At 67.0% G+C, this 12,742-nt stretch carries 10 protein-coding genes; 6 read left to right on the plus strand and 4 right to left on the minus strand.

The annotated features are described in order from the left end of the window. The first annotated feature begins 10 nt into the window (after window positions 1–10). A complete protein-coding gene (locus NS355_RS02965) occupies window positions 11–1,024 on the plus strand; it encodes an inorganic phosphate transporter (protein ID WP_058744317.1) in 1,014 nt (337 codons plus the stop codon). Window positions 1,025–1,380: 356 nt separating this feature from the next. Here the strand turns inward: NS355_RS02965 and NS355_RS02970 are convergent, their stop codons facing one another. From NS355_RS02970 to NS355_RS02980, 3 genes are read right to left on the minus strand one after another with little or no spacing between them, the layout of a single operon-like run. Continuing rightward, the gene (locus NS355_RS02970) at window positions 1,381–2,802 is read right to left on the minus strand and encodes an efflux transporter outer membrane subunit (RefSeq protein WP_058744318.1); all 1,422 of its coding nucleotides are present in this window, start codon (window positions 2,800–2,802) and stop codon (window positions 1,381–1,383) included. Next, window positions 2,799–5,993: an efflux RND transporter permease subunit gene (locus NS355_RS02975; protein ID WP_058744319.1), complete on the minus strand. Its 3,195-nt coding sequence runs from the start codon at window positions 5,991–5,993 to the stop codon at window positions 2,799–2,801. The genes NS355_RS02970 and NS355_RS02975 overlap by 4 nt, the downstream gene beginning before the upstream one ends. Continuing rightward, window positions 5,993–7,255 (minus strand): efflux RND transporter periplasmic adaptor subunit, encoded by a 1,263-nt coding sequence (locus tag NS355_RS02980; protein WP_058744320.1) that lies wholly within the window; start codon window positions 7,253–7,255, stop codon window positions 5,993–5,995. Before NS355_RS02980 ends, NS355_RS02975 begins: the two co-directional genes overlap by 1 nt. A gap of 260 nt (window positions 7,256–7,515) precedes the next feature. Between NS355_RS02980 and NS355_RS18905 the strand changes: the two genes are divergently transcribed. Then, the gene (locus tag NS355_RS18905; RefSeq protein ID WP_167345389.1) at window positions 7,516–7,674 is read left to right on the plus strand and encodes a hypothetical protein; all 159 of its coding nucleotides are present in this window, start codon (window positions 7,516–7,518) and stop codon (window positions 7,672–7,674) included. 19 nt (window positions 7,675–7,693) lie between these two features. On the opposite strand, the gene NS355_RS02985 is transcribed toward NS355_RS18905, so the two are convergent. Further along, window positions 7,694–7,963, minus strand: coding sequence for a hypothetical protein (locus NS355_RS02985; protein WP_153008007.1), 270 nt, complete (start codon window positions 7,961–7,963; stop codon window positions 7,694–7,696). On the opposite strand from NS355_RS02985, the gene NS355_RS02990 reads away from it, so the two are divergent. The 4 genes from NS355_RS02990 to NS355_RS03005 all read left to right on the plus strand — a co-directional run bounded on the left by NS355_RS02990 (window position 7,962) and on the right by NS355_RS03005 (window position 12,734). Then, on the plus strand, window positions 7,962–8,597 hold the full coding sequence (locus NS355_RS02990; protein WP_058744322.1) for a YoaK family protein: 636 nt from the start codon (window positions 7,962–7,964) through the stop codon (window positions 8,595–8,597). The two genes, NS355_RS02985 and NS355_RS02990, sit on opposite strands and share 2 nt — an antisense overlap. Before the next feature lie 113 nt (window positions 8,598–8,710). Further along, a complete protein-coding gene (locus NS355_RS02995) occupies window positions 8,711–10,228 on the plus strand; it encodes a CoA-acylating methylmalonate-semialdehyde dehydrogenase (protein WP_058744323.1) in 1,518 nt (505 codons plus the stop codon). A 187-nt stretch (window positions 10,229–10,415) separates the two neighbouring features. After that, window positions 10,416–11,558 carry an acyl-CoA dehydrogenase family protein gene (locus tag NS355_RS03000; RefSeq protein ID WP_058744324.1) on the plus strand — a complete coding sequence of 381 codons (1,143 nt, stop codon included), beginning with the start codon at window positions 10,416–10,418 and terminating at the stop codon, window positions 11,556–11,558. 126 nt (window positions 11,559–11,684) lie between these two features. After that, window positions 11,685–12,734, plus strand: a complete 1,050-nt coding sequence (locus NS355_RS03005) for an enoyl-CoA hydratase/isomerase family protein (RefSeq protein ID WP_058744325.1) — start codon at window positions 11,685–11,687, stop codon at window positions 12,732–12,734. The last annotated feature ends 8 nt before the right edge of the window (window positions 12,735–12,742 follow it).

Genomic DNA, 12,742 nt, shown 5'->3' on the forward strand with positions numbered 1-12,742 from the left:
GGCGCGGATCATGCACGAACTCGCCTTTCCGCTGCTGGCCGGCCTGATCCTGGTCGCGCTGGCGTTCGATTATCTCAACGGCCTGCATGACGCGGCCAATTCGATCGCGACCGTGGTGGCGACGCGGCTGTTGTCGCCGGTCGCGGCGGTGGTGTTCGCGGCGTTCTTCAACTTCGCGGCCTATTTCCTGACCGTCGCCTTCCCCAGCCTTCACAAGGTGGCGGAGACGGTCGGCAAGGGCCTGATCGCCCAGGACGTGGTGACGCCTGCCGTCATCTTCGGCGCGCTGGGCGGGGCGATGGCGTGGAACGTCATCACCTGGCTGCGCGGCATTCCGTCGTCGAGCAGCCATGCGCTGGTCGGCGGGCTGATCGGTGCGGGCGTCGCGCATGCGGGCATGGGTGCGGTCCAGTGGGCGGGTCTCAACAAGACGCTGCTCGCCATCGTGCTGTCGCCGCTGCTCGGCATGATGCTGGCGATGCTGGTCATGCTGCTGAGCAGCTGGGGCTTACGCCGCTCGACGGCGGGCGGGGCGGAGCGCAGCTTCCGTGCGCTGCACCTCGTCTCGTCGGCGGCCTATTCGCTCAGCCACGGGCTGAACGATGCGCAGAAGACGATGGGGATCATCACCGTCTTGCTCTATTCGACCGGCCGTCTGACCGGTCCGTTCGAGGTGCCGCACTGGGTCGCCATCTCATGTTACGTCGCGATGGCGCTGGGCACGATGACCGGCGGCTGGAAGATCATCGAGACGATGGGCAGCCGCATCACCAAGCTGTCGCAGCACCAGGGGTTCAGCGCCTCGACGGCGGGGTCGATCGTGATCTTCTGTGCCTCGGCGCTGGGCATTCCGGTGTCGACGACGCACACCATCACCGGCTCGATCATCGGCGCGGGCGTGGCGCGGCGCGCCTCTGCAGTGCGCTGGGGCGTGGCGGGGAATGTGGTGATCGCCTGGATCATCACCATCCCGGCCTCCGCCGTGATGGGGGCGGGGTTCTACCTGCTGACCCGGTTGTTCTGATTTGGGGAGGGCGACGCGTCCTCCCCTTTTTTTGTTCCTGCCGCCGTTCAGCCTGAGCGGTGTCGAAGGGGGCGGTAAGGCCCGCTCCAAAACCAGAACGACCACCCCGGCGGGGGCCGGGGTCCAGTCGCGGTGCGCCGTCGAGAGCGGGCCGTCATGGCCTCACACGCAACCGCGCCGTCATAGCGACTGGGCCCTGGCCTTCGCCCGGGGAACAAAAGAGTATCCAAGTGGAGGGTGGGGAGCGCCATCTCTGCGTCCTCCGCGCCTCTGCGCGAACGAAAATCCTGTGGTCTTCGACTTCGCTCGGCTGAGCAGATGTAGGGGCGAGCCTCGATCAGCCCGCCCCCAAACTCTCACGATCCCGTAACCGGCCCCCCGGCGGCCTGGAACAGGGCGACTGTATCGGTCATCCGCGCCGCCTTGGCCTGGATCAGCTGCGACCGGGCCTGCGCGTCCGTCGCGGTGGCGTTGAGCAGCTGCAGCGTCCCCACATCGCCCAGCGCCAGCTGACGCCGCGCGAAGGTTAGTGCCTGGCCCGCCGCATTGCTCGCCCGCTGGGCTGCATCCAGCGCCTGCGCGTCGGTCGAAAGGCCGGTCAGCGAGTCCGCGACATTGCCGAACGCCTGAAGCACCGCCTGGCGATATTGCGCCTTGGCCCCGTCCAGCGCGGCTTCCGCCGCCTTTTGCTGGTGGCGCAGCGCGTTGGCGTGGAACAGCGGCTGGGTGATGCCGCCGAGCAGCGCCCAGAAGGGGTTGCCGCTCTTGAACATGTCGCCGAAATTCTGCGCCGAGCCGCCCGCATTGGCCGACAGCTGGATGCTGGGCAGGCGTGCGGCGATCGCGGCGCCGACATCGGCCCCCGCGCCCTGCAACTGCGCTTCGGCGGCGAGCACGTCGGGACGGCGATGGACCAGCTCGGACGGGACAGTGGCGGGCAGCTCGGTCGGCAGGGTCAGCTGCGACAGTTCGGGCAGCGGCGGCAGCTCCGCGCCCGCCGGACGACCGATCAGCGTGGCGATGACGGTCCGCTGGGCCGCTTCGGCGCGGACCAGCGGGGGCAGGGCGCCCTCGGCGGTGGCGAGTGCGGCCTGCTGGGTCGCGACATCCGATGCGCCCACCGCGCCCAGCCGCTGACGCTGTTGCAGCGCGGCCAGGATGTCGCGATTGACCTTCACGGCGGTTTGCGCGGCGGCGACCTGTTCGGCCAGGCTCGCCCGCTCGATCAGTGCGGTGACGAGGTTCGCCGCCACCGTCATCCGCGCCGCGTCCAGCTGATGCCGCTGCACTTCGGCCCGCGCGACGGCGGAGCGGACCTGCGCCCGGTTCCCGCCGAACGCATCGACGTCGTAGGAGACGCTGACCTGTGCGGTGTGCAGCGTGTAGAGTAGCTGATTCTCATCGGCGACCGCCGAGGACAGCGAGTCCGACACGCGATTGCGCTGCGCCTGATAGCTCAGACTACCCTGCGGAAACAGCAGCGAGCCACGCGTCGCCCGCGCCTGTTCCCGTGCCTGCCGCAAAGCCGCTTCGGCAACCCCCACGTCATTGTTATGCGCCAGCGCCTCGGCGACCAGCGCGTCGAGCTGGGCGTTGCCGAAGGCGTGCCACCATTCGGGGGCGATGGTCGCCGACACCGTCTGCGCCGGCCCGGTGGCGGGGGCGATCACCGGTGCCGGGCTGAGCGGCGGCAGGCTGGCATGGGCGTCCAGGTCATGCGGGCCGGCCGCGCAGGCCGAGACGCAGGCGAGCAGCGGCAGGGTCAGGAAACGCTTCATGCCGGAACCCCGGATTCAGGAGTGGTGGTATCGTCCTGGTCGTCGACCATCGGATCATGCTTCTTCTTGCGCTGCGACAGCGGCAGGCGGGTCGAATAGCGGCTGATCAGCACCGGCAGGACCAGCAGGATCAGCACGGGCGCGAGCGTCATGCCGCCGACCACGACCAGCGCGAGGGGCTTCTGCACCTGGCTGCCGATGCCGTGCGACAGCGCGGCGGGCAGCAGGCCGATCGCGGCGACCAGACAGGTCATGACCACCGGGCGCAGGCTGTTCTTGACGGTGGTGGCCAGCGCATTTTCGCGCGGGGCACCCTCGTCGATGGCGTTGTTGAAGGTGGTGACGACGAGGATGCCGTCCATCACCGCGATGCCGAACAGTGCCACGAAGCCGATCGCCGCCGAGATGCTGAACGCCGTGCCGGTCAGCGCCAAGGCCAGCACGCCGCCCACGACCGCCATCGGGATGGCCGAGAAGGCGAGCAGGCTGTCGCGCATCGAGCCGAAATTGGCATAGAGCAGCAGCAGGATGAGCACGAGGCTGATCGGCACCACGATCTCCAGCCGGGCGATCGCGTTCTTCAGGTTGTCGAGCTCGCCTGCCCATTCCAGGTGATAGCCCGGCGGCAGATGGACATTCTGGTTGATCCGCGCCCGCGCTTCCTCGACCGCGCCGCCCAGGTCGCGGCCACGCACCGAGAATTTGATCGGCACGTACCGCTCCTGATGCTCGCGATAGATGAACGACGCACCGGTGGTCAGCTTGACGTTGGCGACCTCGGACAGCGGCACCTGGATGGTCCCGTTGCCGTCCGGGCTGGGCGCGCCGATCGTGATGTTGCGCACTGATTCCAGCGAGTCGCGCTGGGTCGGCTGCAACCGCACGATGATCGGGAAGTGGCGGTCGGTGCCGGGCTCGTAGAGATCGGCAGGCGACTGGCCACCGATGGCGGCGGCGACGGTCGAGTTAATGTCGTCGGGTGTCAGGCCATAGCGCGCGGCCTTGGCGCGATCGACGTCGATCCGCACGGTCGGCTGGCCCAAAATCTCGAACACGCCGAGATCCTCGATGCCCTTCACCTTGGCCATCTGCGCCTTGATCTGGTTGGCCAGCTTTTCCAGTGTGACCAGATCGGGGCCGAACAGCTTGATCGAATTGGCGCCCTTCACGCCCGAGGCGGCTTCCTCGACGTTGTCCTCGATGATCTGCGAGAAGGAGAAGTCTACGCCGGGATATTTCTTGGCGAGCCGGGTCGACAGTTCGTCGATCAGCTTCTCCTTGGTCATGCCGCTCGGCCAGGTGTCGAACGGCTTGAGCGGTACGAAGAATTCGACGTTGAAGAAGCCGGTCGCATCGGTGCCGTCGTCCGGGCGTCCATGGGCGGACAGGACCGCCGTGGTTTCCGGATAGGACGCGATGATCTTGCGCACCTCGTTGGTCACCTTCTCGCCCGCCTCCAGGCTGATCGAGGAGGGCAGGGTGGCGCGGATGTACATGTTTCCTTCTTCGAGGTGCGGCAGGAACTCGATGCCGAGCGAGCGCACGCCGACGACCGCCAGCACCATCATCAGCGCCGCGCCGCCCAGCGTCACCACCTTGTTGCGAAGCGCGAAGGAGGCGGCGGGTTCGTAGACCGCACGCAGCTTGCCGACGATGAAGGTCTCGGTCTCGGCCAGCTTGTCCGGCAGCAGCAGCGTCGAGAGCACCGGCGCGACGGTGAAGGTCGCGAGCAGGCCGCCGCTGATCGCATAGGCATAGGTCTTGGCCATCGGGCCGAAGATGTGGCCTTCGACACCGGTCAGGGTGAACAGCGGCAGGAAGCTGGCGATGATGATCGCGGCGGCGAAGAAGATGCCGCGGCTGACCTCGCTGGAAGCGCCCAGCACCGCGCCGAAGCGGCTGGCCAGGGTATAGCGGCCCTGGCCGTTCTCCACGGCGGCGGAGCGTTCGACCATGTGGCGGAAGATATTCTCCACCATGATGACGCAGGCATCGACGACGAGGCCGAAGTCGAGCGCACCGACCGAGAGCAGGTTCGCACTCTCCCCCTGCAACACCAGGATCAGGATGGCGAAGGCCAGCGCGAAGGGGATGGTCGCCGCCACGATGATCGCCGAGCGCAGATTGCCGAGGAACAGCCACTGGAGCGCGAAGATCAGGAGGATGCCGACCACCATGTTTTCCATGACGGTGTGGATGGTCAGGTTGATCAGGTCGGAGCGGTCATAGATCCGCTCCAGATGGACGCCGGGGGGCAGGACGCCGCTGTCGTTGATGTTGGCGACCTCGGCCTGCACGGCCTTGATCGTCGGCATCGACTGGGCGCCGCGCTGCATCAGGACGATGCCCTGCACGATGTCGTCGTCATTGTTGTACCCGGCGATGCCCATGCGCGGCGCGTTGCCGACCTTCACGGTCGCGACGTCCTTGATGAGCACGGGCGCGCCGCCCGCCTGGCCGACCAGCACGTTCTGGATCGCGTCGGGCGACTGGATCAGGCCGATGCCGCGCACGATCGCGGCCTGTTCGCCGAAGTTGATCGTCTGGCCGCCGACATTGCCGTCGCTCTTGGACAGCGCCGCCAGCACCTGCGCCACGGTGACGCCGTGGGCGTTCAGCCGGTTCTGGTCGATGACCACGTCATAGGCGCGCAGCTTGCCGCCCCAGCCGGTCACGTCGATCACGCCCGGAATCCGCTTGAACCGGCGCTGGAGCACCCAGTCCTGCAGCGTCTTCAGGTCCATCACCGAATAGCCCTTGGGCGCGGCGATGCGGTAGCGATAGATTTCACCCACCGGCGAGGTCGGCGACAGCGTCGGCTGTGCGCCACCGGCCAGCGGCGGCAGCTGGGACAGGCGGTTGATGACCTGCTGGCGCGCCTGTTCGTTGGTGTAATCGTAGGTGAACTGGATCTTGATGTCCGACAGGCCGAACAGGCTGATCGCGCGGATCGCGGTCAGATGCGGGATGCCCGCCATCTGGACCTCGATCGGGATGGTGACGTTACGCTCCATCTCCTCGGCCGACAACCCTTGCGTCTGGGTGATGACCTCGACCATCGGCGGAACCGGGTCGGGATAGGCCTCGATATTCAGGTTGATGAAGCCGATGACGCCAGCGACGATCATCGCGAAGAACAGGCCGACGATCAGCAGTCGCTGACGCAGCGCAAAGTCGACGATGCGGTTCATTATTCGCCGATCCCCGCTTCGTTGACGAACAGCGCGCCCGAGGTGACGATCTTCTCGCCCGGCTTCAGGCCCGAGGTGATGGTGACCAGGCCACCGGCGGAGTCGCCCGTCTGCACGTCGCGCGCGACCAGCAGGCCGTCGGGGCGCATGATCCAGACGCGGGCATTGTCGCCTTCATGGATGACGGCGGCGGCGGGAACGCGGATCGCCTCGCCCGCATTCAGATGCTTGATCGCGAAGCTGGCGAACATCTGCGGCTTCAACGCCTTGTCCGGGTTGGGGATCGAGGCGCGGACGGGCAGGCGGTGGGTCTGCGGATCGAGCGCGGCACCGACCAGGTCGATGGTGGCGTGGAAGACGCGGCCGGGCACGGCGGGCGTCGTCACCTCGACCGGATCACCGACGCGGACATTCTCCGCATCGCTCTCGGCCACCTGCGCGACCAGCCAGACGCGCGAGGGGTCGGTGATGGTCATCACCGGCTTGTCGCCGCCCTGCGAGACATATTGGCCCGGCGCGACATCGCGCGAGGCGACGACGCCGCTGATCGGCGCGACCAGCGTGGTGATGTCGTGGATGCCCGAGCCCTGGCCCGCATTTTCCAGCCGGTTGATCTCGCCCTGCGACTTGCCGAGGATCGCCAGCTTGTCACGCGCCGCGCCCAGCGAGGCGGCGGCGGTGCGCGCGGTCGCCTGCGCGGCGGCGAGGTCGGCCTTGGCCTGCTGATAATCCTTCAGCGCGCCACCGGCTGTCTCATAGATCTGCTGCTGCCGGTCGGCGTTGCGCTGCGCCGCGACCAGCTGCGCCTGTGCGTTCTGATACGCGGCGCGCGCCGAGAACAGGCCCGAGCGGGCATCGACGAAATCGCTGGTCTTGATCAGCAACAGCGGCTGGCCCTGGCGCACCACCTGGCCCGCATCGGCCAGCACGCGCACCACCTGACCGGCATAGGGCATCAGCACCGGGGTCGAGCGGGTCGCATCGACGGTGATCGCGCCGGTCGCCATCGTCTGGTCGCCCGATGCGCCCAGCCCGACGCGCATCGTCGGCATCGCGGCCAGCTGGTCCTTCGACAGGCGCAGCGTGCCGGGCGGCGGCGGGGCGGGGGGCGTTTCCTCCTTGTGCGTCAGCTTGCCGATGACCGTGAACAGGACCAGCGCCCCGATCAGGATAGCGGCGGCGATGCCGACCCAGCGCCATTGCTGCGTGGAGGACAGGCGGCGGGTCTCGGGTAGCGTTGCGTCGGCGGGGTTGACGTGCATCGGGCTCTTTCGGCGCAAGAAGGCGGATATTAGCCCGGCCGATAGGGGCAAATCCCTGACGCACCCCTTACGGGTTCCTTACGAGACGTTCATGATCGGCCACGTCCGGATCGCCCGGGAACCCATGGAAATTGTCCGAAAGGCCCGATTCCAAGAGCTTGGGGGGAGGCCGGTCGATATGACCACCCTGTCACCTGTCCGGAACAAAAGACACGATTCGTCGTTGAAAACCAACGGCTCGACATAAGGGAGGGTATAGGATGGCCAGTAGTCACATGCCGCCGCCACGGATTTCCGACATGCCGCGGGAGCAGCGCCTGGACGCGCTCTATCGGCGTGCGGCCGAGGATCGTGCCCGTTACATGGCAATGCGTACGCGCAAGCCCGGCCTGCTCGACCGGCTGCTTCACATGTTCTGATCGGTTTCCGTCGCGTGCGTCAGAGAAAGGTGCGACGCGCGCGACGACGTGGAACGGTCCGGGGACGCAGGCGCTTTTCGCGACGCATGTCGCTATGACCCAGCGCGATCATGACGATGACGAGCGAAGACAGCGCCGACACGGTCAACCAGATTTCCACCAGCGCGCCCGCCATGACCTCTCCCCCTGTTCCGAACCGCGCCAACGCATCTGCGTCCGATCCGATCCCTTTGCACATGGCAATATCCTTTGGTCGTGCCGCCGCCGCCGCGATATAGCTGCCCACCATGATCAGATCCGATCGCCGATCCTGGCCGCTGGCCATCTGGCTGGCCCTGCTGTCCGGTTATGTCGATGCCATCGGATTCCAGCAGCTTGGCGGCTATTTCGTGTCGTTCATGAGCGGCAATGGCACGATGCTGGCGGTCCGGCTGGCCGCGCCGCACGGCCCTTTGGCGGGGGCGGTCGCGATATTGGCGATGCTGTTGGCGCTGTTCGTCGTGGGCGTGTTGGTCGGCACGCTGATACGGCTGGCGCTGCCGCGCACCGGGCAGGTCGCGGTGCTGGTGCTGGTCGCTTTGCTGCTGGGCGGAGTCGCGGTGCTGGGCGACTGGGCCGCGCCCGCCATGGTGCTGGCGATGGGCGTGACCAACGCCACCTTCGAGCGCGACGGCGAGGTCAGCATCGGCGTCACCTATATGACCGGCACGCTGGTCAAGATCGGCCAGCATCTGGCGCAGACCGTCGCGGGGCGGGAGCGTTGGGGCTGGCTGCCCTATCTTATGCTCTGGTCCGGATTTCTGGTCGGTGCGGGACTGGGGGCGCTGGCCTTTCCGCTATGGGGGCTGGCCTCGCTGGCGGCGGCGGTGGCGGGCGCGCTGGTTGCAGCGGGGGCGGCGTGGCGGCTCTGTCCGGCGGCCTGACGCAAGCGGACACGGGCTCGCCGCCTTTTTGGTCGACCCGACTTGGATTTCACGCCCGAGCAATATAATTACAAGCGTGAGAGTCGGGCATCAGACCCGAAACAGGAGAGTTTATGCGCGTGATCGACCATAGGGTTGCCGGCGGACAGGCTGCGACCGACACCGCTTCGAGCCGCCCCGAAGAGCGCTGGGGCGATGTCTTCGACCCCAATAGCGGCCAGGTGCAGGCCCGCGTGATGCTGGGCGATGCCGCTTTGCTCGAAAGCGCCGTCGCCGCTGCGCAAGCCGCACAACCCGGCTGGGCCGCGACCAATCCGCAGCGCCGGGCTCGGGTGATGTTCCGGTTCAAGGAACTGGTCGAGCAGAATATGGACGCGCTGGCGCATCTGCTCTCCTCCGAACATGGCAAGGTCATCGCCGACGCGAAGGGCGACATCCAGCGCGGGCTGGAGGTGATCGAGTTCGCCTGCGGCATCCCGCACGCGCTGAAGGGCGAATATACGCAAGGGGCAGGGCCGGGCATCGACGTCTATTCGATGCGCATGCCGCTGGGCATCGGCGCGGGGATCACGCCGTTCAACTTCCCCGCGATGATCCCGATGTGGATGTTCGGCGTCGCCATCGCGTGCGGCAACGCCTTCATCCTGAAGCCGTCCGAGCGCGATCCCTCGGTCCCCGTCCGCCTGGCCGAACTGATGCGCGAGGCGGGCGCGCCCGAGGGCATCCTTCAGGTCGTCCACGGCGACAAGGCGATGGTCGATGCGATCCTCGACCATCCGGCGATTTCGGCGGTCAGCTTCGTCGGTTCCTCCGACATCGCGCATTACGTCTATCGGCGCGGCGTCGAGGCGGGCAAGCGGGTCCAGGCGATGGGCGGGGCCAAGAACCACGGCATCGTCATGCCCGATGCCGATCTCGACCAGGTGGTCGCCGACCTGTCCGGCGCGGCGTTCGGCTCGGCGGGCGAGCGTTGCATGGCGCTGCCCGTCGTAGTGCCGGTCGGGGACAAGACGGCCGATGCTTTGCGCGAAAAGCTGATCCCCGCGATCGACGCTTTGCGGGTCGGCGTCTCGACCGATGCACAGGCGCATTATGGCCCGGTCGTGAACGCCGCGCACAAGAAGCGGGTCGAAGACTGGATTCAGACCGGCGTCGACGAGGGGGCCGAGCTGGTCGTCGACGGGCGCGGCTTCAAACTGCAAGGTTATGAGGAAGGTTTCTTCATCGGCCCGTCGCTGTTCGACCGGGTGACGCCCGCCATGCAGAGCTACAAGGAGGAAATCTTCGGTCCGGTCCTCCAGATCGTCCGTGCCCCCGATTTCGAGACGGCGGTCCGCCTGCCCAGCGAGCATCAGTACGGCAACGGCGTCGCCATCTTCACCCGCAACGGCCACGCCGCGCGCGAGTTCGCCGCACGGGTCGAGGTGGGCATGGTCGGCATCAACGTGCCGATCCCGGTGCCGGTCGCCTATCACAGCTTCGGCGGCTGGAAGCGCTCGGCTTTCGGCGACGTGAACCAGCACGGCATGGAGGGCGTCCGCTTCTGGACCAAGGTGAAGACGGTGACCCAGCGCTGGCCGGATGGCTCGCCCGATGGCGGCAATGCCTTCGTGATCCCGACGATGGCCTAACAGCACGCCCCTCCCGTAGACGAGTTTCAGGTCGGTCATGCCCCCGGCATGACCTAAACGATGCGGGGCATCGTTTACCTGAAACTGGGATGGGGGAGGGAAAGCCACACGCGGCGGTCTCGGTGAGACTTCTTGCCCTCCCCAAACCCCTCCCGCCTGCGGGAGGGGCTTCAGAAGTGGAAGCAAAATGACCCAATTCGACCTGACCGACGAACAGCGCGAAATCCAGGAACTGGCGCGTCGTTTCACCGCCGACCGCATCACGCCGTTTGCGGCTGAGTGGGACGAGAAACACGTCTTCCCGCGCGACACGATCCGCGAGGCGGCAGAACTCGGCTTCGCCGCGATCTACGTATCCGAAGAATCCGGCGGCATCGCGCTCGGGCGGCTGGAGGCGGCGCTGATCATGGAGGCGATGGCCTATGGTTGTCCCTCAACCTCGGCCTTCATCTCGATCCACAACATGGCATCGTGGATGATCGACCGCTTCGGCGATACGGATGTGAAAGGCCGCTATCTGCCCGACCTCGTCACCATGGAGCGCATGGCGAGCTATTGCCTGACCGAGCCAGGTTCGGGCTCCGACGCCGCCGCGTTGAAGACGCGCGCGGTGCGCGACGGCGACCATTATGTCGTCTCGGGATCGAAGCAGTTCATTTCGGGCGGCGGTGAGAATGAGGTGTACGTCACCATGGTCCGTACCGGCGAGGACGGGCCGAAGGGCATTTCCTGCCTGGTGATCGACAAGGACACAACCGGCGTCTCCTTCGGCGCAAACGAGCGCAAGCTGGGCTGGCATTCGCAGCCGACTCGGCAGGTGATGTTCGACAATGTCCGCGTGCCGGTCGCCAATCGGCTCGGCACCGAGGGCGAGGGCTTCCGCATCGCGATGATGGGGCTGGACGGCGGGCGGCTGAACATCGGCGCCTGCTCGCTGGGCGGTGCGCAGCGCTGCCTCGACGAGTCCATCGCGTACGTGAAGGACCGCCGCCAGTTCGGCAAGGCGATCGCCGAGTTCCAGAATACCCAGTTCACCCTAGCCGACATGGCGACCGAGCTGGAGGCGGCGCGCGCGCTGCTCTACCTCGCCGCCGCCAAGGTGACCGACAACGCACCCGACAAGACCCGCTTCGCCGCCATGGCCAAGCGCCTCGCCACCGATACCGGATCGTCGGTGGTCGACCGCGCGCTGCAACTGCATGGCGGCTATGGCTATCTGATGGACTATCCGATCGAGCGTTTCTGGCGCGACCTGCGGGTGCATTCGATCCTGGAGGGCACGAACCAGGTGATGCGGATGATCGTCGGGCGGGATTTGCTGAAGGATTGACCGTCACATTGGCACCACCCCGGCGAAGGCCGGGGTCCAGTTGCCATTAGGCCGATGGCGCGCCACGTAGTGAGCGGCATCTGGGCCCCGGCCTCCGCCGGGGTCGAAGAAGATAGAAGGACGGGCATGACCCAGGATCTGATCGTCACCCGCGAAGGCCCGGTCGGGCGGCTACGGCTCAACCGGCCCAAGGCGATCCATGCGCTGACCCGTGACATGTGCGAGGGCGTTTTGGCCGCGCTGGAGGAATGGCGCGGGGACTTGGGCGTCGAGGCGGTTATCATCGACCATGCCGAGGGGCGCGGCTTCTGCGCGGGCGGCGACATCCGCCTGCTGGCGGAAAGCGGTGCGGGCGATGGCGAAGCGGCGCGGGGTTTCTTCCACAGCGAATACCGGATGAACCACCGGCTGTTCACCTATGCCAAGCCGATCGTCGCGGTCATGGACGGTATCACCATGGGTGGCGGCGTCGGCATCTCGGCACCCGCCCGGTTCCGGGTGGCAACCGAGAATACCCGTTTCGCCATGCCCGAGACGGGCATCGGCCTGTTCCCCGATGTGGGCGGCGGCTGGTATCTCTCGCGCCTGCCCGGGCGGATGGGCGAGTTCCTCGCACTGACAGGCCACCGGCTGGATGGAGCGGAAGCGCATGCGCTGGGCCTCGCGACCCATTATCTGTCGTCGTCCGCGCTGGACGAGGCCAAGGCCGCGATTACGTCTGCGCCACAAGAGATTGCCGCGACGCTCGACCGCCTCTCCACGCCCGCGCCCGAGGCCAAGATCATGGCGCATGCCGCCGAGATCGACCGGCTGTTCGCCGCCGACACGCTGGAAGAGATCATCGCCGCGTTGGAAGCGGACGACGGCGAATGGGCGGCGCAACAACTGGCCGTGCTGCGCACCAAATCGCCGCAGGCCTGCAAGGTCTCGCTACGCCTGCTCCACGAAGGCAGGCTGACCACCGATTTCGCCGACGAGATGCGCCGCGAATATGGCGTCGCCTCCCGCGTCGTCCAGCGCCCCGATTTCGTCGAAGGCGTCCGCGCGCTGATCGTCGACAAGGACAATGCGCCCCGCTGGAATCCGCCCACGCCCGAAGGCGTGACCGACACGATGATCGAGCATATCTTTGCACCCATGCCCGAAGGGCAGGCCTGGACCCCCGACGACCGCTGAGAAGGACG

It is taken from the genome of Sphingomonas yabuuchiae, from assembly GCF_001477495.1.
Classification (GTDB): domain Bacteria; phylum Pseudomonadota; class Alphaproteobacteria; order Sphingomonadales; family Sphingomonadaceae; genus Sphingomonas; species Sphingomonas yabuuchiae_A.

Coding starts and splice junctions, on each gene's coding strand:
- NS355_RS02970 (WP_058744318.1), bottom strand. CDS start 2,802: ATGAAGCGTTTCCTGACCCTGCCGCTGCTCGCCTGCGTCTCGGCCTGC.
- NS355_RS02975 (WP_058744319.1), bottom strand. CDS start 5,993: ATGAACCGCATCGTCGACTTTGCGCTGCGTCAGCGACTGCTGATCGTC.
- NS355_RS02985 (WP_153008007.1), bottom strand. CDS start 7,963: ATGGTGGGCAGCTATATCGCGGCGGCGGCGGCACGACCAAAGGATATT.
- NS355_RS02995 (WP_058744323.1), top strand. CDS start 8,711: ATGCGCGTGATCGACCATAGGGTTGCCGGCGGACAGGCTGCGACCGAC.
- NS355_RS18905 (WP_167345389.1), top strand. CDS start 7,516: ATGGCCAGTAGTCACATGCCGCCGCCACGGATTTCCGACATGCCGCGG.
- NS355_RS02990 (WP_058744322.1), top strand. CDS start 7,962: ATGATCAGATCCGATCGCCGATCCTGGCCGCTGGCCATCTGGCTGGCC.
- NS355_RS03000 (WP_058744324.1), top strand. CDS start 10,416: ATGACCCAATTCGACCTGACCGACGAACAGCGCGAAATCCAGGAACTG.
- NS355_RS03005 (WP_058744325.1), top strand. CDS start 11,685: ATGACCCAGGATCTGATCGTCACCCGCGAAGGCCCGGTCGGGCGGCTA.
- NS355_RS02980 (WP_058744320.1), bottom strand. CDS start 7,255: ATGCACGTCAACCCCGCCGACGCAACGCTACCCGAGACCCGCCGCCTG.
- NS355_RS02965 (WP_058744317.1), top strand. CDS start 11: ATGCACGAACTCGCCTTTCCGCTGCTGGCCGGCCTGATCCTGGTCGCG.